Genomic DNA, 25,551 nt, shown 5'->3' on the forward strand with positions numbered 1-25,551 from the left:
CGAGGCAAATAACGCTCGTTTTGAGGGCATTACTATCAAAAAGAGCACTGCTGTGAACGCGCCGGCAGTGAATATCAGCGGCGGCAATGGTGTCGGCGGTGTGGTCGGCTCCATGGCGAACGGCAGCATCCGTTCCTCGGTGAATGAGGCAGTCATTAACGGCGTGACGGAGACAGGCGGTATTGTTGGTGTTGCTGTGGGAAGCCGTATTGTTGATGGAGAAAGTGTCGGATATACCATAGACCGCAGCAAAAACAAAGGAAGCGTTACGGGCATCGGTGCTTACACGGGCGGTCTTGTGGGTCATCTTCAGAGTACGGATAGCAGCGCGGCGCTTATCTCCGAGTCCATGAACAACGGAACAATCTCCGGAAAGAATTATACCGGCGGTATAGTTGGAAGCATGGAGGGAAGCGGCGCGAATACCGTTTCCATAAAGGCCACATACAATACCAACGAGGGTGAGACTCTCAAAACCGAAATCACTAAGGAAGACGAAGAAAAAGAAAAAAGTAAATTTGGACAGGTTTCAGGGCAAGAAAATGTTGGCGGCCTTGCAGGTTACATGGAGAACGCTTCAATAGAGACTGCATACAATGCGGGCAATGTCACGGGCGATACGAACGTGGGCGGTGTTGTTGGCACGATGAAGGACTCATCCATCAGCAAGGCATACAATGCTGACAATAATACTGTGCTTATGACGGCAGCTGCGAATAAGGACATAAACTCTGCGGATAACAATGCTTACTACGGATTTACTGCTAAAAACGGAGACGTTTATCAGTATGACCAGAGCAAGCAGCAGTGGATTAAGAACAACGATACGGAAAACCCACTGACGACGGAGAAGGTTTTGAAGCAAGCTCCTGAATCTGTCCGCACTTATAACAATCGTCTTGCTTACCGCGATGCGGTGGTCACGGGAAAAGAAAATGTCGGCGGTGTTGTGGGCGACATGGAGAGTGGTACGATTTCCCAGGTATATAACGCAGGACGCGTAAAAGCAAAGGATGATACTGCTGTTTCGGACACCATGGGTGATTTCGGCGGTATCAAAAACAAAAACAGCGGCGAGGTTGCTGACAGCTTCTATGTAACGAAGCGTCAGGATGGGAAAGATATTACGACCCTTGGTCGAGCTTTTGGTGCTGGGGACGTCTCCGGCGTGGACGCTAAGACTCTTTATGAGGCAACAAACATCAAAACGGATAAGTTGAGTGGTGGTGTTAGTTGGACGGGGACTTCAAACCAGAATGAGAACTGGATGATTTACTCCAACTCCGCTACGCCGCTTTTGAAGCATTTCATGAAGCGTATCAACATCAACCGTCAGTATGAGTATGACGGAACGGTTCATAACCTTGTCACCACGGATGTCAAAGATTTTTACGGCGGAGCTTTCTTCGGCGATGGCAAGGGCTGCAATGTTACCACGGACGGGGTTGACACGATAAGCAACTATAACTCTGCGGAATGGAAGGTCAAATCCGGTACAACGAACGCGAATGACATCAACGGAGTGTCTTCTAAATACACATACGAGAACGCAAATATGTGGTCTCCGCAGCACGGATACTTTGTCGACTCCAATGCGGCAGTCATCATTGTGCCGCGCGAGCTGAATGTGGCAGTTGCAGGTGAAAAGACATATGGACAGGATTCTGTAAGCGGTGCAGTAATTGCTGCAACGGATGCCGAAGCGAAAAATATCCGTGAGAGAGGAAAATATTCCATGCGTCTGACGGGCTTTGTTAACGGTGAGAATACCGATGTGCTTGATATAGACAGCAATTCTCTTTCGGACGTTAAATATAACAAAGACGAAAACAAATTGAACGCGGGCACATACAAAACAGACTTCACCAATCCGAAGATTACAAGCAAAAATAACAACTATAAAATTGTCACTACTGACAATCTGAATGTAAATCCGCTTAAAATTGATATCGAATATACGGTCAGCAATAAAAGAAAGGCGTACAGTGATGAAAATCCGACTATGACCGGTTCAGACGTCACTGTCAAGGCGGGATTTGTTAACGGGGATTCACTTGATACAAGTTATAGCTTTAGAGAAATCAAGGAAAACCCTGAGATTGGAATTTATGAGGGGATTCTTGATATAACAGGCAAGGATTGGCAAAAGGCTGTTGGCGGAAACTATGTTGTCGGTAAGGTGACAGCACATAAAGGAACTTTGACGGTTTATGACCCTGATGCTGTGGTGCCGTCCAGCTCGGGAAGCCTCCTCGCATTCCCTGGGGTTGTTCCGGTTTCTGAGGATTCGGCGGTTGTTGACGGGCAGGGGCTTGATATGCCGAAGGAAGCAACGGCGCCGCGTCCTGTGAATGACGATTCACCGAACCACCCGAATGTTTCCTTCCGTCCTGCGGACAAGGCGGAGGAACAGTCCGACGCAAAAAATGATGTGATTTGGAAAGAGGTCGCCTCTGACAACTCTGAGGAGAATGAGGAGGACGGCGGCGAGATCGAGCGCGAGAGAAGAGGTTCCCTGCGCTTCCTCACCATTGAGGACACAGGCATTAATGTGAAGCCTGCTGTACCGTCGGCGAACATCATCACCGTTCACGCATCCAGCAGAAGCGACGGAGGCAGCACGGTTGTTCTCGAGAGCCTGCGGGATGAAGTCAGGGTTCTCGGAACTGAACCGCTTCTCAAGGGCACTACGATGGACACTTTGAAGGACAGCGCGGTTATTCGTTACGGCGCGAAGAGAAATAAGTTCAAACCAATCATTGAGATGTCTCCGGCGGAGCTGTCTGAGCTGCTTTCAACAGCTTTTGCCGAGGGCGAAGCTGCAGTTGTTCTGTCAAAGTAACGGCTGTAAAATTAATATGAGATGATAAAAGGGCGCCGCGTTTTGCGGCGTCTTTTTTCATGGTAATAACGGGTGATGAATAAGTTTCATTTGCTTGCAGGGGTTGTTGTGATCTCTTTGACTTATATGCGTGTCTCTGATAAAATTGAGAGTTAGTATGAATAAGTGTGCATTTTTTACCTATACAGGTTAGGAGTGGTTTAATTTTGTGGGGTTTCTTAAAACGGTTTTTAGGTGATAATAACGAAAAAGAAATCAAACGCTACCAGGGCGTCGTGGAGAAAATCAACAGCCTCGAAGCAGGTCTGAAGGATATCAGCGATGCAACGCTGGCGGGTTATACACAGAAATTCAAAGACCGTCTGGAAGCAGGCGAAACACTTGACGATATTCTGCCGGAGGCTTTTGCGGTATGCCGTGAGGCATCGCGCCGTGTGCTGGGTATGCGTCATTTTGATGTTCAGCTTATCGGTGGTATGTGCCTGCATGAGGGACGCATTGCCGAGATGAAGACAGGTGAAGGTAAAACTCTGGTGGCAACTCTGCCGGTTTACCTGAACGCGCTTACAGGCAAGGGCGTACACATGGTCACGGTCAATGACTATCTGGCTAAGCGCGACAGCGAGTGGATGGGTCATCTCTATAAGTTCCTCGGTCTTTCCGTCGGTCTTATCGAGCATGACATGGATTTTCCTGCCCGCAAATATGCCTACAGCTGCGACGTAACCTTCGGTACGAACAACGAGTACGGCTTTGACTATCTGCGCGACAACATGGTAATCTCCGCTGACCAGATGGTACAGCGCGAGCTGAACTATGCCATTGTGGATGAGGTGGACAGTATCCTTATTGATGAGGCGCGTACACCGCTCATCATTTCCGGTCCGGGCGCAAAATCCACGGACGTTTATGTGAAAATGGCTGCTGCTGTCGCTCCTCTTCGTGAAGGCGAGGACTACAAGGTTGACGAAAAGCAGAAAACGGTTGCTCCAAGCGACGAATCGGTACATAAGATTGAGCGCGCTCTTGGCGTAAAGAATCTTTATGCTCCTGAGAATATCGAGTATTCCCACTGCTTCAACGCGGCTCTCCGCGCTAAGGCACTTATGAAGCGCGACCGTGATTACGTCGTCCGTGACGGTGAAATCGTTATCGTCGATGAGTTCACGGGCCGTCTGATGTTCGGACGCCGCTATTCCGAAGGTCTGCATCAGGCAATCGAGGCTAAAGAGGGCGTTAAGGTACAGCGTGAGTCCCAGACCCTGGCAACCATCACGTTCCAGAATTATTTCCGTATGTACAGCAAGCTTTCGGGCATGACAGGTACGGCAAAAACAGAGGAAAACGAGTTCCTCAAGATTTACAATCTGCCGGTTATCGTTGTTCCGACGAACCGTCCGGTACTGCGTGTTGATGAGCCTGACCTTATCTACAAGACGAAAAAGGCGAAATACAAGGCTGTTGCGAAGGCAGTTGATGAAATGCACGCAACGGGACGTCCTATTCTTATCGGTACGACGTCTATCACCCAGTCCGAAGAGCTCAGCGCGCTTCTTCACAAGCACGGTGTTCCGCATAATGTGCTGAACGCCAAGTTCCATGAGAAGGAAGCTGAAATCATTAAGGATGCGGGCCAGCCGGGTGCGGTTACAATTGCTACGAACATGGCAGGCCGCGGTACAGATATTCTGCTTGGCGAAGGTGTCAAGGAGATGGGCGGTCTCTGCATTATCGGTACTGAGCGCCATGAATCCCGCCGTATCGACAATCAGCTCCGCGGACGTGCGGGCCGTCAGGGCGACCCGGGTTCTTCCCGTTTCTACCTGTCCCTTGAGGACGACCTGCTCCGCCTTTTTGCTGCGGATAATATTGCTTCTGTTATGGACAAGCTGGGCATGGAAGAGGATGAGCCTATCGAGCACAGCCTTATCACACGCTCCATCGAGCACGCCCAGAAGAAGGTCGAAGCAAGAAACTTCGATATGCGTAAAAATGTCCTTGAATATGATGATGTCATGAACCAGCAGCGTGAGGTTATCTACGCTCAGCGCCGTCAGGTACTTAACGGCGAAGGTCTCCGTGAGAACATCATGAATATGGTCAAGGAAATCATCAAGAGCGAGATGAACCAGTATGCCAACGAGAAGCTCTATCCGGAGGAATGGACTCTGGACGGACTTATCGAGGACGCAGAGGAAATCTATGCTCCGAAAGGCAGCCTGGACAAGGAAGAGCTTGAGCAGATGAGCCGCGACGAGCTGCAGGAAACCCTGGAAAAGCTGGCTGAGGACAACTACGCGAAACGCGAGGAAATGTTCTCCGAGACAATGATGCGCGAGCTTGAAAAGGTTGTTATGCTCCGTGTTGTAGACAACAAGTGGATGGAACACCTCGACCACATGGATATGCTGCGTCAGGGTATCAATCTCCGCGCTTACGGCCAAAGAAATCCGCTGGTTGAATACAAAATCGAAGGCTACAATATGTTCGAAGAGATGGTACAGCAGATTCAGACGGACATCGCGAAGCTCATGTATCATGTGAGTGTCGTGACGGAGGAACAGCGTCAGCTGGAGGACCATCTGCAGAACGCACAGGCATCTCATGGTGAAGAGACAAGCGATGCGGAAGCACGCTCCAAGAAAAAGCCGGTCCGTTCCGAGCATGTAGGCCGCAACGACCTCTGCCCCTGCGGCAGCGGAAAGAAGTATAAGAACTGCTGCGGCAAAAATAAGTAATAAACAAAGTATCATAGATTTAGGAAGTGAATTCGTCAAATGTTAGAAGATCTTAAAGCACCAATAACAGCTTTGAAGGCAAAGCTGGACGAAATGGGGTCATCTCTTTGAAGTCCCTGCAAAGGAAGAAAAAATCGCTGAGCTCGAATACAAAATGGGCGCACCTGATTTTTGGGACGACACTGAGAAAGCACAGAAGATAAACCAGGAACTCAACGACATCAAAATAAGCGTTGATAAATACCGCACCCTTGAGCAGAAGGCAGATGACCTGCTGGCTCTTTGGGAGCTCGGTATGGAGTCGCCGGAGGATATTTCCGAGGATGATGTAAAGGCAGAACTTGAAGATCTCAAGACAAGCCTCCGTTCTCTGGAGCTTGAGGTACTGCTTTCGGGTGAGTACGATGCCAACAATGCGTATCTTGAGCTGCACGCGGGCGCGGGCGGAACAGAGGCGCAGGACTGGACGCAGATGCTTCTCCGCATGTATACGCGCTGGGCAGAGCGTCACGGCTTCTCAGTAGAGACTGTAGATCTGCTGCCGGGTGATGAGGCGGGTGTAAAATCCGTAACGCTCTTTATCCGCGGACATAATGCTTTCGGCTATCTGAAATCCGAAAAGGGTATTCATCGTCTTGTACGCATTTCGCCCTTTGATTCAAACGCACGCCGTCATACATCCTTCTCGGGCTGCAAGGTCATGCCGGAGATTGAGGACGCGCAGGAAGTTAAAATCAACATGGACGAGGTCCGTGTTGATACATACCGTTCCAGCGGCGCCGGCGGTCAGCATATCAATAAGACGTCTTCGGCAGTCCGTATGACGCACCTTCCGACGGGTATCGTCGTACAGTGCCAGAACGAGCGCTCGCAGCTGCAGAACCGCGAGGTCTGCCTTAACATGCTGCGTGCAAAACTCTTTGAAATTGAAGAGGAAAAGAGAGAAGAGGAGCGCGCGAAGATTCTCGGCGCGACGAAGAAGATTGAGTGGGGCAGCCAGATACGCTCCTATGTTTTCCAGCCGTACACCATGGTAAAAGACCACCGTACGAACACGGAAACAGGCAACGTAGATGCTGTCATGGACGGCGAGATTGATATGTTCATCGAAGCATATCTTGCCGCAAGGGCTAATAACGAGCTGTAATACATGGGCGTTTTAAGCTAAAATACAGGAGCAGGCCTGACAGCCCGTCCGGCTGGGCTCCTGCTGCTTTTTTGAGTGGGTGATATTTTGCGCAAAGCCTTGACTATTGTTTCGTTACTCTTCATAATGTTTATTGTGTTTGTCGAAGTGTTTATGCCGCCGATTGCCTCGAAAACCGTGGAATCACGGCTGGAGACGGCACTCAGGACAGACAAGGTGGACGCTTCTGTTAGAACAACTCCGGCTATACTGATGTTGTTCGGGCGCTTTGACACAATGGATGTTTCCGCTGAGCATGCGATGCTCGGCGATGTTAAATTTTCTTCCCTGTCCCTAAAGGGCCGTGGCGTAGATATGCCGGTTACAGGGCTTGAGGACGGGAAGATAGAAGTAAAATCCGCGGACGAGCTTGTTATTACGGGCGTTGTCACGGAGGCTGACCTTGCCGATACGCTGATGCGTAAGGTGGATAAGGTGCGTGAGGTCAAGGTTACCATGACCCCGCAGCGTATTTCCGCGGACGGTAAGGCGAAACTCATGGGATTTACGGCGGACGTGCATCTTGAGGGCGTTTTGCTTGAAGACAGCGGATGCCTTTATTTTCGCATGACGCGGCTGGATTTAAAAAATGCGCTGTTGGGACGTGCTCTTACCGGAGACCTTTTCGGTGATATTATGCTTGCGGATTTTCGGACAATGAAGCTCCCTGTGGAACTTGACTCCGTTGAGCAGCAAACAGGGCAGGTTACACTGACTGCAAAAAGGAAGTAAAAGATGAAAGCTTTTCGTTATAACCGTCTGCTTGTCCTTGTGATTCTTGTGGGACTGGTTTCGGCGCTCGTTGTCAATGTTATGCGCTATCGTGCTGAGCAGCAGAATCTCAGCATTGATATGGCTATTGATTATGAGGGCCTTTTAGAGCTTGCTGAACGCTCGGGAGAGAAGCCGGAGGAGATTTTCCGTCAGGCAAAGGAAGCCGGCATTACGTCGCTGGCAGTCTATGAGACGACCTTCAAAAAGCTCAATCTGAACGGTAAAGCCAGTGCCGTACCGGGCAGCAAAATTCTTGAAAACTACCAGACAGGCGCTCTTGTGAGTCAGGAATGGCGTGCTCTCGTTGAGCAGGGTCAGATTGTCGGCACAGAGGTCTATGTTACCGGCCATGATGCGCAGACCTACCGCGAGGTAAGAGAAGATCTTATCCGCCGTCTGGGGGCTGACCGTGTGCGCCCGTTTATGGTGGACGGCCATGAGGCGCTTGCCGTAAAGGCAAATTACAAGTCCTTTGAAAAAATGAACCTTGGTATGCCGACTGATGAAATGAAGGCCGTTAATGATGCGGGCTTCTATGTCATCGCGCGTCCGAGCAACTACGAAAAAGTAACGGATGATGATATCCATGCGGTATTTGCCCGTATGGACGGCATCCGCGTGTCTGAAATTATTTATTCGGGCAAAGAGGTGCTGGGTGCGCCGAAACGCCTGAAGACGGTAATTGAAGAATGTGAAAAGAGAAATATCACTCTTGGCATGATTGAGGCCACGACGCAGCTTCAGTTCTACCAGCAGGACGGACTTGTGGAGCTGGCAAAGGGCATGGATTACAGAGCCGCAAGGGTGTATTCCATTCCGAAGGACGAGCAGCCTAAAATGAAAATGGCTGCTGCCGTGGAGCGCTGGGCAAATACGGACGAGGAACGCAATATCCGCGTCAACCTCATGCGTATTTATGAGGCACCGGCTCCTGAAATGTCGCTTGTAGAAACGAATATGAAATATTTCGCGGAGACAAAGGAAATTCTGCAGAGAAAGGGATTTACTCTCGGACCTGCGGGAACATTTGCGCCCTTTGAACCGTCGCCTGTTCTGCGTGCGCTGATTATGCTCGGCGTGGCGGCTGCGGGTGTTCTGTATCTGTCTCTTGTTATTCCGTATCTTAACCGCCGTCCGAAGCTTGAGCTTCTGCTCTTTGCTTTGTTCGGTGTCATTGCTGCTGTTCCTGTTCTTATGGGACATGGCGGGAAAATCCGCCTTATTGCGGCTCTCGCCAGCGCGAATATATTCCCTGCGCTGGCCGTTATCCGTCAGCTCGACTGGATCCGCTGCCGTGAGGAACGCCCTGAGTCGCTTGCGCGCTTTATCATTGTTTCGGTGGGTGCGCTGTTCGTTACGGGAACTATGGCTTTTGCCGGCGCGGCGTATCTTTCGGGTGCGCTTTCAGATGTAGAATATTTCCTTGAGGTAAATATTTTCCGCGGAATTAAGCTGACATTTGTCATGCCGATAATTCTGGTAGCTGCTGCATTTCTGCAGCGGTTCAGCGTGTTTGATGCTCCTGACGGAGAGGGCCTTGTCAAACAGCTTAAAAAGCTTATGGATATGCCCGTAAAAGTAAGTACCCTTATGGTGCTTTTCGGTGTACTCGTCGCGGGCGTTGTGTTCATCGCGCGTTCGGGACATAATATGGGAATGCCGGTTTCCGGGCTGGAGCTTCGCTTCCGTGCGTTCCTTGAACAGGCGCTTTATGCGCGCCCACGCTCGAAAGAGCTTCTTATCGGGCATCCGGCATTTCTTGCTGCTGCGTTTGCCTGGTGGAAAAAATGGCCGACCATGGTATTCTTCATACTCGTACTGGTGGCAACCATTGGACAGGGGTCCATGGTTGAGACCTTTGCGCACATGCGCACTCCGGTCATGATGTCATTTGCGCGCGGTATCGGAGGCGTGCTCGGCGGTGCCATGATAGGCACGGCAGCTGTTCTTTTGGCTGCCGCATGGTACAGACTCATGGAAAAAGCAAAACACATGGGTGAGGAGAAAGAATGAATCATATCGTAGTTTCCGGGTATTACGGCTCGAAAAATGCCGGCGATGAGGCAATGCTCGCCGCAATGATCGAGGTTTTATCCGATTTGGAACCGAAACTGAATATAACCGTAATTTCGGCAAACCCGGAAGATACAGAGAAACGTCACGGTGTCGCGGCTGTATCATGGCTCGATGTCGGGGCTATTGTTTCGGCACTTAAAAATGCAGACCTGATGATTTCCGGCGGCGGCAGTCTTTTGCAGAATGTCACCAGCGGCAGAAGTCTTTACTACTATCTCGGAGTGATTTTTCTGGCGCGGCTTTTGGGCAAGCCTGTCATGCTCTATGCACAGGGAATCGGCCCTGTATGCGGCGGCTTTGCGCGCTGGCTTATGACGGCGATTTCCAGCCGTGTTTCACTCATTACAGTACGCGACCACGGTTCTCTGGAAGAGCTCAGGAGCCTCAGTGTTTCCCGTCCTCCAATTGAGGTTACGGCGGATCCGGTGCTGGCTATCCATCCCGTTGACAGGGGAATCGGACGTGCTGTGCTTAAACGGTACAAGGCCGACGGAGCAAAGCCTGTAATCGGCATATCTGTGCGTGAATGGCGCGGATGGGTTGGCTATAAAAAGGCTATTGCCGAGGCAGCAGACCGTATGGCAGAAGAGCTTGATGCACGCATACTGTTCCTTCCGATGCAGTATCCGGAGGATGTTGAGGCTGCAAAGCAGATTGCTGCACGCATGAAGAGCTCTGCAATCATGCTTGATGAGGAGTATACGACAAGCGAGCTTTTATCCATAGTCGGAAATCTGGACCTTTTGATTTCCATACGTCTTCACGCGCTTATTTTCGCAGGGGTTATGAACGTGCCCATGGTGGGCATTTCATACGACCCGAAAATCGACCGTTTCCTCGATTCCATCGGACAGAAGCCTGCGGCTGACCTCAAGACTGTCACTGCTGACAATCTTATGAAGGACGTCAGGGAGAAATGGAAGCTGCGCGGAGAGGTGCAGGAAAAGAATGCCTCGCTGCTGGCAGAGCTTCGCCGTCTTGCGTTCCGCAATGCCGAGCTTGCTCTCGACCTAATGAAAAATAAGAAATAAATGAGACCGCTTTCGGGCGGTCTTTTTTTGTATTATTAGGGAAAAGAAGCATTTTCCTGTGATGTGAAATCGTGTATAACTCGGAAAAAATGTTTTCCAAATCTCTGTAGGCGCGGGAACGAGAGCATATAAATAGGCGGCTGGTTTATTTTTCCAGCCTCGTTGAAATGCCGCAGAGGAAAGTTTGCTATGGCAAACTTTGATTTAAGGCATTATAATAGAAGAGATTGAGATAATTTTGAACTCGGAAATGGAATATGCATGGAGGGGTAAAATTCCATGATTCAGATGAAGGATATTTCAAAGACATATGAGAACGGCACTATTGCGCTGGAACGCGTTAATGTGGAGATAGGGAAAGGCGAATTCGTTTTTATTGTCGGCGCCAGCGGTGCAGGCAAGTCAACGTTTATTCGTCTTTTGTTTCGAGAGGTTCTTCCGTCCAGCGGAGAGCTTATAGTCAACGGCCACGATGTGGTGAATATGGATAACAGTGAGGTTCCGTATCTTCGCCGCGGACTGGGTGTCGTGTTCCAGGATTACCGTCTTCTTCCGGATAAAACGGTGGCTGAGAATGTTGCCTTTGCGATGCAGGTAATAGAGGCACCGCGCCGCCGTATGCAGCACAGTGTCAATGCGGTGCTGGATATTGTGGGACTCCGTGACAAATACAAGAATTTTCCGTCCCAGCTTTCGGGTGGCGAGCAGCAGCGTGTCGCTATCGCGCGCGCTATCGTGAATAACCCGGCGCTTGTCATTGCTGACGAGCCCACGGGAAATCTCGACCCTGAAACGTCATGGGAAATCATGGATATTTTCAAGCGCATCAACGCAAGCGGAACAACGATAGTCATGGCTACGCATGACAAGCATATCGTTGATACGATGAGAAAGCGCGTCATCGCTATTGAGGGAGGCAAAATAGTCCGCGACGAGGCGCAGGGGGTATACGGTTATGAAAATTAGTACTTTAGAGTACGTTATCCGCGAGGTCTTTTTCTCGCTCCGCCGCAACAGCTGGATGGCAATAGCCTCTGTCAGCACGGTTGCGGTATCCTTGTTTATTCTGGGCATGTTCATGATTCTTGTCATGAACATGAACCGTATGGCTGAATCCCTCGAGTCACAGGTGGAGATAAGCGTCTACCTGAAGGACGAGGTATCTGAAAGCAGCATCGAGGATATCCGCGGCATGCTGGAATCCATGCAGGGCATTGATAAGGTGACCTTTGTTGACAAGGCTGAGGCTATGTCGCGCTTCGAGGAACGCCTGGGAGAACAGAAATTCCTGCTTGAAGCTATAGGAGATACGAATCCTTTACCGAATTCCTTTGAGGTCAAGGTAAAGCACCCTGATATGGTCAAGGCTGCTGCTGATGAGATTGCAAAAATAAAAGGCGTCGAGTCTGCAAAATACGGCCAGGACGTGGTTCAGCATATGTTTGATATCACGCGCCTTATCCGTATTTTCGGATTTGCTCTCATGATACTTCTCGGCGGCGCGACTCTTTTTATCATTTCAAACACAATCCGCCTGACTGTGTTTGCGCGGCGCAAGGAAATTGCCATTATGAAATACGTGGGCGCTACGGACTGGTTTATACGCTGGCCGTTCCTGCTTGAGGGCATTGTCCTCGGCTGCTTCGGCGGTGTTTTTGCCGCTTTTGCCCTCAGACTGGCATACGGAATAGTTACAAACAAGATTTACGAAACTCTTGCATTTTTCCCGCTTATTCCAATGTTCCCGTTTATCGGCTATGTAGGAATCGGAATCATGATATGCGGAATGGCAATCGGTGCCATCGGCAGTACGATTTCTCTGAAACGTTTCCTGAAGGCGTAAGGAGGAATCGGGATGAAGAGATGGAAGGAATGGGCAACGGCGCTGTCGCTGGCGGGCATAATGCTTTTCACGCCGGCTGCCGTACGGGCTGAGGACGATGATACGGAAGCTCTTGAAGCACAGCTTGAGGAGCTGCAGATCCGTGCCGACGCACAGCAGGCAGAGACTGAGCGCATACAGGGGAAAATAGACAGCGTTTCTGAGCAGCTCAGGGTACTTTCCGGATACGTCAAGGACGCGGAAGAGGAGTACGCCGAGGTGCAGAGCGCGCTGGAGGATACAGAGCGCCGTATTGCGGACAATAAGGAGCTCCTTCGGAAGACACAGGCTGAGCTTAACGAAAAGACACAGCTTCTCTCGAAGCGTGTGAGAAACATTTATATGCACGGGCAGATAAGCTATATAGATGTGCTGTTCGGTGCGAAGAGCTTCAATGATTTTATTACGCGTATGGATCTTCTGACACGCGTAATAAAATCGGATTACAAGCTTTTGCAGAAGGTGCTGGAGGATAAGCGTGTTGTTGAGAAGGCAAAGGCGCAGCTGGAAAGCGAACGTAAGATGAGGATAGCCCTTGTCCGCGATGCCGCTTCAAAACGTGCTGAGCTGCGTGCAAGAAAGCATGATAAAGATGTCCTTCTTGAACGCATGGAGAATGATAAGGCGCTTTCGGAGCAGGCATACCAGGAAATGCTCGCGGCATCGAAAGAGGTTGAAAAACTCATTCAGGCACGCCGTTACCAGTACAGAGGGCCGGCTGTGTCGGGCGCGGGCGGACTGTTATGGCCTATTGCCAGCGACGAAATAACCTCTGATTTCGGATGGCGTACTCACCCTATTACGGGTGATTCGCGTTTCCACAGCGGTGTTGATATCGGTGGCGACTACGGTGAGCCGGTTTACGCCGCAGCAGCCGGAACTGTTGTTTACGCAGGCTGGATTTCAGGCTACGGCTATGCTGTTATCATTGACCACGGGGGTGGAATATCTACTCTCTACGGTCATAACGAGCAGCTTAATGTAGGTGAAGGGCAGAACGTGTCTAAGGGTGATGTTATCGCATACTGTGGCTCTACAGGAAACTCGACAGGACCGCACGTTCACTTCGAGGTGCGTGAAAACGGTGAGCCGGTTGATCCTATGGGCTACTTTTAAGAATTAAAGCAGGTGGAATTTTGCTAAGAAGCAGAAAGAAATATATTTTTGCCCTATTTGCGGCGGCAGTCGCCGGTTCGCTACTTACAATCGGCGGATTTGCATGGTCGCTTGGGCTTACACCGGATAAATACGCGCGGTTTGCCCGCTTCCTCATCATGATGCGCTTCGTGGAAACTCAGTATGTAGATGAGGTAAGCTACGACAAGCTCATGGACGGGGCCATATCCGGTATGGTGAAATCTCTGGGGGATCCGTACTCGGTCTATCTTGACCCGGAGATGTATAAAAAGCTGATTGAGCAGACAGGAGGCACCTTCGGCGGAATCGGTGTTGTAATGGGCTTTGAGAACGGAGTGCATATCATGTCCGTACTCGAAGGAACACCGGGAGAAGCTGCAGGGCTTGTGGTCGGAGATGAGATACTGGCGGTTGACGGAACGCCGACTTCGTCCATGGATTCTGAGACTACGGCAATGGCTATCCGCGGCGAGGCAGGAACGGAAGTCGTTCTTTTAATACGCCACGCTGACGGAACAGAACAGGAATATATCATAACACGTGATAATATTCACGTGAAAACGGCAGCGGGCCGTATGATTGACGGAACTTCAATCGGCTATATACGTATAGCGTCCTTTGGCGACACTACGGCAAAGGAGTTCGAGACGGACTACCGCAGGCTTCAGGATGAAGGAATGCAGGCATTGATTATTGATGTGCGCGCAAATCCCGGCGGTTATGTCAAAACATGCGTAGAAATTGCGGACCTCGTTGTCCCTGCAGGTCCTGTTGTTTCCGTAGTACAGCGCGACGGCACGAGAGAAGAACATTCATCTTCGCTTTCTGAGCCGACTGTTCCGATGGTGGTGCTCATCGACGGGAATTCGGCCAGTGCCTCCGAGATTCTTGCAGGCGCGCTGCAGGATACAGGCGCGGCAACACTGGTCGGAACTACTTCCTACGGAAAAGGTTCCGTGCAGGTGGTTCTGCCTATGCCTGACCGTACCGAAGCGGTGAAGCTCACAATCGCGCGTTACTATACGCCGAACGGGAGAAGCATCAACGGGGTAGGTATCACACCGGACGTTACTGTTGAGCAGCCGCAGGACGCAAGGACTGATATGCAGCTTGAAAAAGCCATAGACATACTTCGCGAAAAGCTGAAGAAAAGTCAGGAACAATAAAAACAAATTATATTGCCGCTGTTTGGATTCTGCGCAGGCAGGATTCGGACAGCGGCATTATTTTTGCCGGAACTGTGATTTCACGGTGTTTTGGGAAAATGAATAAAAACATGAAGATAATTCAGTTTTTACTTTCTTTTATACATAAAATATATTATAATAGAAGGCAGAAGGTTTAATCAGAAATTAATGAAAGGAGAATAATAATGGGGAAGCTGATGGGACGGCGCGAGCGGAAAAAGATAGAGTCTAAAAAGAGCATCATGCACGCGGCTGTACGGAATTTTACGGAAAATGGCGTGACAGAGACCTCAATCGCTGATATCATGAAAGAGGCCGGCCTTGGAGTAGGTACGTTTTACAACTATTTTGAGTCAAAGGTCGCGTTGCTTTTTTGTCTGCTTCAGGAGATTGCGGAGACGATTTGCAATCAGGCTGTGAAGTCTATGGATGACGGAGAGCCCGCAGAGACTATTCTTCGTGAGGCGGTCAAGAATACGACAGAAGCGCTTTCGGCAAATCCGTATGTACTTCCGCTGTTTTTGGGGACGGCGGGAAAAATTCCGAATGTGCGGGAGCATATGAATGAGAAGCCGGTGAGGTCTCCGGGATTTAAGAGTGTTTTTGCCGATATCATAAAATACGGCCAGAAGCACGGGGAATTCGACAAAACACTGGACCCGGATCTTGTCACAGAGATGTTCCATTCGATTTTTCAGGCAGCATCGTTCAGTTCGCTGCCGTATACGTTCGGTGACAATGTTGCCCGAAAGGTCGGGTTTATTTTAAAGGGCATTGAGCCCAGATAGGGAGAAGACAGGGAGAAGCTATGATCAGTGTTACGAAACTGTTGTTTTCAAGGAATTATGATGGAGATGATTTGAGATACCGGCCCGGCGCGGCGCAGATGAAGCATGGTGCCTCTGAGGGGCACGGACCTGTTGTTGCGTGGAATTCCACCCGCACATGCAATCTCAAATGCCGCCACTGCTATATGGACGCGGATGCAGCGAAGCATGAGAATGAGCTTACGACGGAGGAAGCAAAGCGTTTTATTGACGACCTCGCGGATTTTCATGTTCCTGCACTTCTTTTTTCGGGCGGTGAGCCGCTGGTACGTCCGGACTTTTTTGAGCTTGCCGCTTATGCGAAGCAGAAGGGTGTAAGGCCAACCCTTTCTACGAACGGTACACTTATCACCCGTGAGGTGGCACAGAAGATAAAGGATATCGGAGTTGCCTATGTGGGAATTTCGCTGGACGGACTGCAGGACGTCAATGATATGTTCCGCGGCAAGGAAGGCGCGTATGAGGCTGCAATGCAGGGCATTCGAAATTGTGTCGCAGTCGGGCAGCGTGTTGGTTTGCGATTTACTATAAATGAACATAATGTTAAAGAGCTTGATAATATCTTTGATTTTATAGAACGCGAGCAGATAAACCGAGTATGCTTCTACCATCTCGTTTATTCAGGACGCGGCGAAAAGATGGTCAAGGAGGACGTTACGCCTGAGGAGTCCCGCGCGGCAGTGGATACTATTCTTCGCCGTACCAGGGATTTTGAGGAGCGCGGTCTTGAGAAGGAGATTCTTACGGTTGACAACCATTGCGACGGTGTCTACATGTATCTGAAAGCAAAAGAGGCAGGAGATGAAAAGCTCGCAGAGCAGATATGGTCCTTCCTTTCCATGAATGGCGGCAACCGTTCGGGTATCGCCTTCGGTGAGGTTGACCCGGAGGGCTATGTCCATCCCGACCAGTTCACTCAGCACCATACCTTCGGAAATGTGCGCGAGCGCAAGTTCAGCGAGATTTGGCAGGATGTGGAAAATAATCCGATTCTTGCGGGCCTCAAGGACAGAAAGCCGCTTTTGAAGGGACGCTGTGCAACCTGCCGTTTCCTCTCGGTCTGCAACGGAAATTTCCGTACCCGTGCCGAGGCACGTACGGGAGATTACTGGGAATCCGATCCTGCATGCTATCTGACGGATGAAGAGATTCACGGGGAGGCAGTTAAATGATTGTATCCTGGAACACCACCAACGCCTGCAATCTGACCTGCGCTCACTGCTACCGTGATGCGGGAGCGAAGGCAGAGGACGAGCTTTCAACGGCAGAAGCTAAAAAAATGCTCACGGAAATCGCCCGTGCAGGCTTTAAGATAATGATTTTTTCGGGCGGAGAGCCACTCATGCGACCTGATATTCTGGAGCTTGTAAAATTTGCTTCGGATTTGGGACTTAGACCGGTTTTCGGTACGAACGGAACTCTTATTACACCGCAGCTGGCAAAGGATTTGAAGGCCGCGGGGGCCATGGGCATGGGAATCTCCCTGGACTCCCTGGATAAGAAAAAGCATGATAAATTCAGAGGACAGGAAGGCGCCTGGGAAGCCGCTGTACGGGGCATGGAAAACTGCCGCGCGGCGGGACTGGCTTTTCAGATTCATACGACAGTCATGGACTGGAACGAATCTGAGCTTGAGGCAATGACGGATTTTGCCGTGGAAAAGGGCGCGGTTGCGCATCATTTCTTCTTCCTTGTCCCGACGGGACGTGCAACCTCTATAGAGGAGGAATCCCTGCGTGCGGAACAGTACGAGGCTGTTCTTACACGTATTATGAAGAAGCAGCAGGAGGTCGACATAGAGCTTAAGCCGACCTGCGCGCCGCAGTTTTTGCGGATTGCGGCACTCATGGGAGTAAAGACAAGATTCCGCAGGGGCTGTCTCGCGGGACTGGCATACTGCATCATCGGTCCCCGTGGAAAAGTGCAGCCGTGCGCGTACCTCAATATGGAAATCGGCGATGTGAGAAAGCAGCCCTTTGATGAGATATGGAAGAACAGCGAGGTATTGAAGAAGCTTCGCACGATGGATTATTCGGGAGGCTGCGGCACCTGCAAGTTCAAGCATGCATGCGGAGGCTGCCGTGCCCGTGCGGCGTATTACCACGACGGGGACTACATGGCGGAGGAGCCGTGGTGCCTGTATCATGGACGCAAAGGACAGTGAATGGACAGCTAATGATTAAAGTCGTTTTTTGTGATATGGATGGAACTCTTCTTGACGCGGAAGGAAAGATGCCACCTCAGTTTGATGAGGTGATGTCCGAGCTGAAGGAGCGCGGCGTTTTGTTTGCGCCTGCCAGCGGCCGTCAGTATTCGGCACTTTTGAAGCAGATGGGAAAATATATAGATGATTTCCTTTTTGTTGCTGAGAACGGAACCTTCGTTGCACGTCATGATGAGGAGCTTTTTTCAAATGAACTGGACCGGGAGGATATCCTGCGTGTGCTGGACGCCGCGGGAGAGATTCCGGGAGCGTACCCTGTTGTCTGCGGAAAGCGTCTTGCTTTTGTAACGCGGATGTGGGAGCCTTACTTTGACGCAATGCGCCAGTATTTTACCCAGTGCAGGTTTGTTGATGATATACGCGAGGCGGCGGAGCAGGAGGAAGTCATCAAGGTGGCTGTATGCGATGCCGAGCGCGGACATGCGGAGGAGTATATTTATCCGCAGCTCAGAGATGCCGTTGCGGACCCGCTGCAGGTGGTTTTGAGCAGCGGCTATTGGGTTGATATAATGAATCCCGACGTCAGCAAGGGCACAGCAATTAAAAAAGTACAGCAGCTTTTGGGTGTAAAGCCCGAAGAATGTGCTGCCTTCGGCGATTATCTCAATGATGTTGAGATGCTTGAGTCAGTCGGTTACGGATTCGCAATGGAAAACGCGCATCCCGATGTAAAAAAGGTCGCGAAATACACCGCGCCGCCCAATACGGAATACGGAGTTATGACAAAGCTGCGCGAGATGATGGCGCAGGGCATGATGGGATAAATGACAAGAACCTTTCCACGGAAGGGTTCTTTTTTTATTTTGGCTTCGACAAAATCACGGCAATGGCGTAATATATGTATGTGTAAAATTGTAAATCGGAGGGAAGAAATATGATACTTGATTATCACATGCATTTTGAACACGGAAGCTACGACGCTGCATGGGTACAGGGCTTTTTTGACGCGGCTGAGAAGCGCGGTATTGATGAGATTGGCATTTCGGAGCACAGTCACGGCTTCGAGGAGTTTGAACCCTTCTATTATAATGATCTTATTCTGGACGATTCCTTTGTGGGAGAGTTTCAGCAGAAATGGCTGAAAAAGAAAAAGTTCATGTACTCTCTTGAGGATTATTTTGATTTTATGGAGGAGCTGAAGCTGGCAGGTCATGATGTGAAGACAGGCATCGAGGTCTGCAATTTCCGTCAGCAGGTGGCGGTAAAAAATATTCTGCGCCAGTATCCCTTCGACTATATCATCGGCTCGGTGCACTTCCTTCAGGGCTGGGCGTATGATTCATCTGAAATAAAGGACGAATGGAATAACCATTCGCTTGAAGAGATATATGAATGGTATACCTCGGAGGCCGAGTATCTCTGCGCGGGAGGAACCTATGATGTGCTGGGGCATCCCTTCAACATAAGGCTCTTCAAGTTCCTGCCGGACTTTGATGTGACACCGTATCTTGAACGTGTGGCAAAGGCGATGAAAAAAGCAGACATGGTTGTTGATGTGAACACGGGGACATTATACAGATATCCGATTAAAGAGATATCGCCGTATCCTGATTTTATGGAGATGGCGGCTGAATATCATCTGCCCATATCCTTCGGATCTGATGCTCATGAGCCGGAGGACTGCGGTGCTTACATTGATGATGCCATTGCATATGTGAAGAAGTACGGCTATACGGAGTCGGTCCGCTTTGACAAACGCGACCGCAGCATGGTCAGGTTCTGACGTCTGTGTACGGGCGCGGGTATAGCTTGGCAGATTATCACTGAAGACACTTCCTTTGATTGACATTAACGGATTTCTTGATGTACAATATGCAGATGGAAAGAAGGGTGAGAAAATGCCAAGTTATTTTATGGCTTTTTTCGTTGCGGCGGCAGCTGCTGTCTTTGTGACGCCGCTTGTTATTAAGCTTGCATTTAAGACCGGTGCTCTTGACGCGCCGGACGCACGAAAGGTTCATAAGAAACCGATTCCGCGTATCGGCGGGCTCGGAATATACGCTGCATTCATGACGGCAATGCTGATGTATCTTTCTTCGAATGAGCTTCCTGAGGATATTGCGCAGGGAATGATGGGACTCATGATTGGCGGAACACTTATCGTGATTCTCGGTCTTATCGACGACTATAAGAATCTTCCGGCAAAGGTCAAGCTGCTTGGACAGATTGTCTGCGCGGCTGTTGCGGTAGGATTCGGTGTCCGCATTGATTTCATCACGGACCCGTTCGGCGATATCCTTTATCTCTATGACTATGTTACGATTCCGGGATCCATATTCTGGATGGTAGGCATTACGAATACGGTAAATCTTATCGACGGACTGGACGGCCTTGCAGCCGGTGTTTCGACGATTGCTTCAGTGACGATTTTTCTCGTTGCGCTTCAGCAGGATATCCTGCTTGTGGCTGTAGTTACGGCTGCTCTTGCAGGTTCCGCGTTCGGATTCCTCTGGTATAACTTCAACCCGGCTAAGATTTTTATGGGCGATACGGGCAGCATGTTCCTGGGATTCATGCTTTCGGGTATTTCCATTATCGGCGCGGTAAAGAGCGCAACTACTATTGCGCTTATCGTGCCTATTCTCGCGCTCGGTCTCCCGATTCTTGATACTGCATTTGCTATTGTACGGCGCTATCGCGGCGGCGTACCTATTTTCAAACCGGACAAGGGCCATCTCCATCACCGTCTGCTGAATCTTGGTTTTACACAGCGGCAGGCAGTGCTTTTGATGTATGTCATCAGTGCGCTTCTGGGCTCCAGTGCTATCGCAATGACTGAGGTTTCCGGAGGACTCGCGCTTTTGATAATGCTCGGGGTAGTGGCGGCCGTTCTTTACGGAGCTAAACGTATCGGCATTTTTCGGATGAATACATCTACTTCGGCGCAGAGCCGCTGAACGGAGGACTGTTGGGATGGCAGAAAAAAAGATAAAGGTAATGACCGTTTTCGGCACACGGCCCGAAGCTATTAAAATGGCTCCGGTTGTTTTGGAGCTCGAAAAACATTCCGATATGATTACACCGGTCGTGGCTGTAACTGCACAGCACCGTGAAATGCTCGACCAGGTACTGAATCTCTTTCATATCAAACCCGACTATGATCTGGATATCATGGCTGCGGGGCAGACGCTTTTTGATATTACCATGCGTGCCATGGGCGGACTGGACAAGGTCCTTTCCGAGGAAAAGCCGGATATCGTGCTGGTACACGGCGATACGACTACTACCTTTGCGGGCGCTCTTGCCGCATATTACCACCAGACAGAGGTGGGACATGTGGAGGCGGGCCTTCGCACGCATAACAAATACTCGCCGTTCCCGGAGGAGATGAACCGTCATCTGACAGGTGCCATTGCGGACCTGCATTTTGCGCCCACGTCTACGTCCGAGAACAACCTTCTGATGGAAAATGTTCAGGAGGATAATATTTTCGTAACGGGAAATACTGTCATTGACGCGCTGCATCATACGGTGCGCGATGAATTTGATTTTGACCCGTCCCTTGCAGGCATCGGTTTCGGCAAACACCGTATCGTGCTTGTTACGACGCACCGCCGTGAAAATCTCGGCGAACCAATGCGCCACGTCTATCAGGCATTGAAACAGCTTATTGAAGAAATTCCTGATATTGAAATCGTTTTTCCCGTACATAAAAATCCGAAGGTACGGGAGGTCGTTAAGGAGGAGCTTGGCGGCGTAGAACGTGTTCATCTTATTGATCCGCTGGACTACGAGCCTTTTGCAAACCTCATGCACCGTTCTGCCATTATCCTCACGGACTCCGGCGGAGTTCAGGAGGAAGCTCCGGCATTGGGCAAACCTGTCCTTGTTCTCCGCGATACGACGGAGCGTCCGGAGGCTGTTGCCGCAGGAACGGTAAAGCTTATCGGAACAGACCGGGAACGTGTCTACAGTGAGGCAAAACGTCTTTTGACAGATGCCGGGGAATACAGCCGCATGGCCGAGGCGGTTAATCCGTACGGCGACGGCAGAGCTGCCGAACGTATTGTGCAGGCAATCCTCTATCACTATGGACTGGCGCCGGAAGCTCCGCAGCGTTTCAAGGGCGTTGACTAACATCAGAATATTGAGGGATTCGTATGAAGGATGACAAAGGAAACAATTCCAAAAATCCAAAGAATCCGTGGGAAAATTATGAAGAGCTGCGTAGAGTTGTCTATGCGGCTTCTTTGTTTTTCGGGCTTGGAATTTATCTTGCGACGACTGTCGGAGTATGTATCTGGCTCGGTATGAAATTTGATGCATTTTTCGGAACGGAGCCAAAGGGCCTTCTCACGGGAATTTTCTTAGGATTTCCTGTGGCAATCTTTTCTTTATATAAAAAAATGATAGAGAAAAGATAGTTTTTTCTTGCGTTCATATATTTATAAGCAGTATAATAATGCTAAGTTGTGTTCAGTATTCATCTGAGGCTTAAGGCCGGGGAGGAATATGGGAAAATTCTTATCAGTATATGGTCGGGGCGGCATTTGGATGACCAAGCTCCTGGCGCTCAGCACGCTCATAATGTCTCTCGCTCTGCTGTCTATGGGAGAGGGAACACTTATCGGCGCGCTTTTTGTCGGGTATTTTACGGCAGCCTTATGTTGTTGGACCATGACGAACCGCATGAGCGGGGCGGCTTTCGATGAGAAGAAGGCAGTCCGGCAGTTCAGGCGTGGGCCGTTTATACGGTTCGGGTCGCTGGCAGCGATTTTGGCACTCATGGCAAAGATATCATCTTCAGCCTTCTTCGTCACTATCGTGGGCTACTTCCTGTTCATGTTTCTTGCGTTTGGATGTCTTGTGGCGTCCAGGCTCAGGAAGTCTGATGAGGATTGATATTTTACAAGCAAAGGAGGGGGGTTTATGGACAAAATCGGTGTCCGCGAGGTCATAGAGATTGGCGGCTATACATTTAACGAGCATACCATTCTCATGACATGGCTTACGATGGCAATCGTAATCCTGGTCGCGGTACTGGCGACGCGGAATCTTAAAGAGGTTCCGACGGGATGGCAAAACGCAGTTGAGGCGATTGCGGAGCTTTGGGAGACCCAGGTCAAGAACATGATCGGCAAAGAAGGACTTTTCCTTGTCCCGCTTTTCATGACGGTGTTCCTGTATCTGATGATAGCCAACTGGCTTGGTCTGACTCCGGGGATGGAATCTCCGACAAACGATTTGAACACGACGCTGAGTATGGCTATCCTGATGACATTCTTCGTCAATCACGGCGTTGGAATTGCGAAACAGGGAATCGGCCATCTGAAGCATTTCGTTGAGCCGTTTGCGCCGTTCATCATCGTAAATGTTATCGAAGAATTGTCGCGGCCGGCATCGCTTGCCTTCCGTCTTTTCGGTAATATCCTGGCAGGTGAGGTTCTCATCATCATCATTCTGGCACTTGTGCCGGGTGTTGTGAACTGGCTGCCGAGCACACCTTGGGTGCTTTTCAGTATCTTCGTCGGCGTTGTACAGGCATACATCTTTACGATGCTTTCCATTACGTACATCGCACCGTCTGTTAAAAAGCATCACGATTGATTTAACTATTGAAAGCCGTGGCGGGCTGCGGTATAAGATACCGCGTTATTCAGCCATTTATCAAAAAATTTTTTATTTATTTAAGGGAGGATTTTATCCATGTCACCAGTTATTATGTCTCTTATCGCAGTTATGGTTATTATGTGCGTTGCAGCTGTTATGGCTGTTTACGGCGATTCCAAGGTTCTCAGCCGTCTGATGGAAGGTATCACACGTCAGCCGGAAGCTAAAGATGCACTTTTCACGAACGCACTCGTTTCCTGCGGTCTTATCGAGTCCATGCCGATCATCGCAACGGTTGTTGTTCTTATCCTTATCTTCGCTAACCCGCTCCTCGCAAAATAAGCCAGAGTGAATAGAAAGGCGACAGCTTGTTCGAGCGGTCGCCTTTTCATAAGGTAAGGAGGTATAGGGATGTTAGACATCAACTCTACATTTTTTGTGCAGATTTTGAACTTTCTCGTCCTCCTTCTGGTGCTCAAAAAGTTTGCCTGGGGCCCGCTCCTCGCTACGCTTCATGCCCGTACGGAAAAGATTGAAAACAATATCCGTATGGCAGATGAGGACCGCGCTCAGGCCGCAGAGATGAAGAAGGAATACGAAGCGAAGCTCGCAGATGCACGCAGCAAAGCACAGGAAATCCTTGACGCTGCAAACCAGCGTGCAGCCGAGGACACGAAGGCTCAGAAGGAGTCCACGCGTCTTGAGGTTGAAAAGATGAAAGAAACAGCTAAAGCGCAGATCCAGCTGGAACGCGACGAAGCTGCTAAACAGATGAAGGGTCATATGATTACTTTGTCTCTTGCCGCTGCTGCAAAGCTGATGGGCCGCAAAATGGACGACGCCGCTGACGAACAGATCGTAGCGGAGTTCATCGATGGTCTCACGAAAGATAAGATCGGTGATTTGTCATGTTAAATTTACAGCTTGCAAACAAGTACTCCCGGGCCATTTTCCTGCTCGCGCAGGAGGAGAATAAGCTGGACGAGTACGGCAAAGAGCTCAAGCAGCTCAGTGCTGACATCGACAGCTTTCCGGAACTGAAAACATATCTGGCAAGCCCGATGATTCCCGTGCAGGCAAAAAAAGAAGTAGCCGCTAAAGCAAGTGCGGAAGAAGGTCTTTCCCAAATGGTGCAGAATTTCTTCTGCATGCTGGTGGAAAAGGGCCGTTCCGAGCTTCTTGACGAAATCGTAAGCGAGTATGAAAGCTTTGCCAACGAAGCGTTGGGCATTGTTGTCGCGGATGTTACCACGGCACGTGAGCTTAAGGCTTCGCAGGCAGAAAGCCTTTCCGGCAAGCTTGCGGAAGTCACAGGAAAGCAGATCAAGCTGCGTCCGCACCTGGACCCGAAAATCATCGGCGGTGCTATCGTCCGTATGGGCGACAAACGCATCGACGGCAGCCTGACCGGCAAATTGCAGGCTCTGCAGGCAGAGCTATTAGCGGATTAAGTGTGAAATTGGGGTGACAGCTAAGTTATGAAGATGAATCCGGAAGAGATAACAGCCATCATCAAAGACCAAATCAAAAACTATAACGTTGATTTGAGCGTTGATGATGTCGGTACTGTTATCGAAATCGGCGACGGCATTGCCCACATCCACGGCCTGCAGAAGGCTATGGCAGGCGAGCTGCTCGACTTCGGTAACGATATATTCGGCATGGTCCTCAACCTTGAGCAGGACAATGTCGGCGCCGTTGTTCTCGGTCGTGAGACAGAGATCATGGAAGGCGCAACGGTAAAACGCACGGGCAAAATCATGCAGGTGCCGGTAGGCGAAGCAATGATCGGCCGTGTCGTTGATGCTCTCGGCCGTCCTATCGACGGCAAAGGACCTATCGAGACGACGGAATACCGTCCTATCGAGAATAAGGCTCCTGGCATCGCAGACAGAAAATCAGTCCATGAACCGCTCCAGACAGGTATCAAATCCATTGATGCCCTTGTTCCTATCGGACGTGGACAGCGCGAATTGATCATCGGTGACCGTGGTACAGGTAAAACTTCTATCGCTGTCGATACGATCATCATCCAGCACGACCAGAACTGTTTCTGCGTCTATGTTGCATTCGGACAGAAAGCGTCCTCAGTTGCAC

23 protein-coding genes and 1 pseudogene are annotated in these 25,551 nt (G+C 50.1%); all 24 read left to right on the forward strand.

The genetic code is table 11. The features are described from left to right. A partial coding sequence (locus ACY69O_RS00120; RefSeq protein WP_462331444.1) for a hypothetical protein occupies positions 1–2,842 on the forward strand: 2,842 nt, incomplete at its 5' end. A gap of 206 nt (positions 2,843–3,048) precedes the next feature. Next, the gene (secA, locus tag ACY69O_RS00125) at positions 3,049–5,580 is read left to right on the forward strand and encodes a preprotein translocase subunit SecA (RefSeq protein WP_462331445.1); all 2,532 of its coding nucleotides are present in this window, start codon (positions 3,049–3,051) and stop codon (positions 5,578–5,580) included. Between the two features lie 39 nt (positions 5,581–5,619). Continuing rightward, a protein-coding gene (gene prfB / locus ACY69O_RS00130) for a peptide chain release factor 2 (RefSeq protein ID WP_462331446.1) occupies positions 5,620–6,727 on the forward strand; the annotation gives its coding sequence in 2 pieces (ribosomal slippage) (positions 5,620–5,688 and positions 5,690–6,727; 1,107 coding nt in all). Between the two features lie 87 nt (positions 6,728–6,814). Further along, positions 6,815–7,498 (forward strand): hypothetical protein, encoded by a 684-nt coding sequence (locus ACY69O_RS00135; RefSeq protein ID WP_462331447.1) that lies wholly within the window; start codon positions 6,815–6,817, stop codon positions 7,496–7,498. 3 nt (positions 7,499–7,501) lie between these two features. Further along, complete coding sequence (locus ACY69O_RS00140; protein ID WP_462331448.1) at positions 7,502–9,553, forward strand: DUF5693 family protein; 2,052 nt, start codon at positions 7,502–7,504, stop codon at positions 9,551–9,553. Next, positions 9,550–10,647 (forward strand): polysaccharide pyruvyl transferase CsaB, encoded by a 1,098-nt coding sequence (gene csaB / locus ACY69O_RS00145; RefSeq protein ID WP_462331449.1) that lies wholly within the window; start codon positions 9,550–9,552, stop codon positions 10,645–10,647. The genes ACY69O_RS00140 and csaB overlap by 4 nt, the downstream gene beginning before the upstream one ends. Before the next feature lie 279 nt (positions 10,648–10,926). Beyond that, positions 10,927–11,613 (forward strand): cell division ATP-binding protein FtsE, encoded by a 687-nt coding sequence (gene ftsE, locus ACY69O_RS00150; protein ID WP_462331450.1) that lies wholly within the window; start codon positions 10,927–10,929, stop codon positions 11,611–11,613. Next, complete coding sequence (gene ftsX, locus ACY69O_RS00155; protein ID WP_462331451.1) at positions 11,603–12,490, forward strand: permease-like cell division protein FtsX; 888 nt, start codon at positions 11,603–11,605, stop codon at positions 12,488–12,490. The genes ftsE and ftsX overlap by 11 nt, the downstream gene beginning before the upstream one ends. A 12-nt stretch (positions 12,491–12,502) precedes the next feature. Next, positions 12,503–13,645 carry a murein hydrolase activator EnvC family protein gene (locus tag ACY69O_RS00160; protein WP_462331452.1) on the forward strand — a complete coding sequence of 381 codons (1,143 nt, stop codon included), beginning with the start codon at positions 12,503–12,505 and terminating at the stop codon, positions 13,643–13,645. A gap of 20 nt (positions 13,646–13,665) precedes the next feature. After that, a complete protein-coding gene (locus ACY69O_RS00165; protein ID WP_462331453.1) occupies positions 13,666–14,832 on the forward strand; it encodes a S41 family peptidase in 1,167 nt (388 codons plus the stop codon). Positions 14,833–15,038: 206 nt separating this feature from the next. Further along, a complete protein-coding gene (locus ACY69O_RS00170; RefSeq protein WP_462331454.1) occupies positions 15,039–15,641 on the forward strand; it encodes a TetR/AcrR family transcriptional regulator in 603 nt (200 codons plus the stop codon). A gap of 20 nt (positions 15,642–15,661) precedes the next feature. Further along, positions 15,662–16,852, forward strand: coding sequence for a putative heme d1 biosynthesis radical SAM protein NirJ1 (nirJ1, locus tag ACY69O_RS00175; RefSeq protein ID WP_462331455.1), 1,191 nt, complete (start codon positions 15,662–15,664; stop codon positions 16,850–16,852). Beyond that, on the forward strand, positions 16,849–17,844 hold the full coding sequence (gene nirJ2, locus ACY69O_RS00180) for a putative heme d1 biosynthesis radical SAM protein NirJ2 (RefSeq protein WP_462331456.1): 996 nt from the start codon (positions 16,849–16,851) through the stop codon (positions 17,842–17,844). The genes nirJ1 and nirJ2 overlap by 4 nt, the downstream gene beginning before the upstream one ends. An 11-nt stretch (positions 17,845–17,855) precedes the next feature. After that, positions 17,856–18,668, forward strand: a complete 813-nt coding sequence (locus ACY69O_RS00185; RefSeq protein WP_462331457.1) for an HAD family hydrolase — start codon at positions 17,856–17,858, stop codon at positions 18,666–18,668. A gap of 110 nt (positions 18,669–18,778) precedes the next feature. After that, positions 18,779–19,627, forward strand: coding sequence for a histidinol-phosphatase (locus ACY69O_RS00190; protein WP_462331458.1), 849 nt, complete (start codon positions 18,779–18,781; stop codon positions 19,625–19,627). Positions 19,628–19,742: 115 nt separating this feature from the next. Then, a complete protein-coding gene (locus ACY69O_RS00195) occupies positions 19,743–20,801 on the forward strand; it encodes an MraY family glycosyltransferase (protein WP_462331459.1) in 1,059 nt (352 codons plus the stop codon). Positions 20,802–20,817: 16 nt separating this feature from the next. Then, positions 20,818–21,981 carry a non-hydrolyzing UDP-N-acetylglucosamine 2-epimerase gene (gene wecB / locus ACY69O_RS00200; protein WP_462331460.1) on the forward strand — a complete coding sequence of 388 codons (1,164 nt, stop codon included), beginning with the start codon at positions 20,818–20,820 and terminating at the stop codon, positions 21,979–21,981. A 23-nt stretch (positions 21,982–22,004) separates the two neighbouring features. Continuing rightward, the gene (locus ACY69O_RS00205) at positions 22,005–22,268 is read left to right on the forward strand and encodes an AtpZ/AtpI family protein (protein WP_462331461.1); all 264 of its coding nucleotides are present in this window, start codon (positions 22,005–22,007) and stop codon (positions 22,266–22,268) included. Positions 22,269–22,398: 130 nt separating this feature from the next. Next, positions 22,399–22,746 carry an ATP synthase subunit I gene (locus tag ACY69O_RS00210; protein ID WP_462331462.1) on the forward strand — a complete coding sequence of 116 codons (348 nt, stop codon included), beginning with the start codon at positions 22,399–22,401 and terminating at the stop codon, positions 22,744–22,746. A 27-nt stretch (positions 22,747–22,773) separates the two neighbouring features. Further along, positions 22,774–23,451 (forward strand): F0F1 ATP synthase subunit A, encoded by a 678-nt coding sequence (atpB, locus tag ACY69O_RS00215; protein ID WP_462331463.1) that lies wholly within the window; start codon positions 22,774–22,776, stop codon positions 23,449–23,451. A 99-nt stretch (positions 23,452–23,550) separates the two neighbouring features. Continuing rightward, complete coding sequence (gene atpE / locus ACY69O_RS00220; RefSeq protein ID WP_462331464.1) at positions 23,551–23,796, forward strand: ATP synthase F0 subunit C; 246 nt, start codon at positions 23,551–23,553, stop codon at positions 23,794–23,796. A 69-nt stretch (positions 23,797–23,865) separates the two neighbouring features. Then, the gene (gene atpF, locus ACY69O_RS00225; RefSeq protein ID WP_462331465.1) at positions 23,866–24,369 is read left to right on the forward strand and encodes a F0F1 ATP synthase subunit B; all 504 of its coding nucleotides are present in this window, start codon (positions 23,866–23,868) and stop codon (positions 24,367–24,369) included. Then, entirely contained in the window at positions 24,363–24,905 is a 543-nt protein-coding gene (gene atpH / locus ACY69O_RS00230) for an ATP synthase F1 subunit delta (RefSeq protein WP_462331466.1), read from the forward strand. The genes atpF and atpH overlap by 7 nt, the downstream gene beginning before the upstream one ends. Positions 24,906–24,932: 27 nt before the next feature. Continuing rightward, positions 24,933–25,551: pseudogene (locus tag ACY69O_RS00235) on the forward strand (F0F1 ATP synthase subunit alpha); the annotation flags it as partial.

It is taken from the genome of Schwartzia sp. (in: firmicutes) (assembly GCF_978017985.1).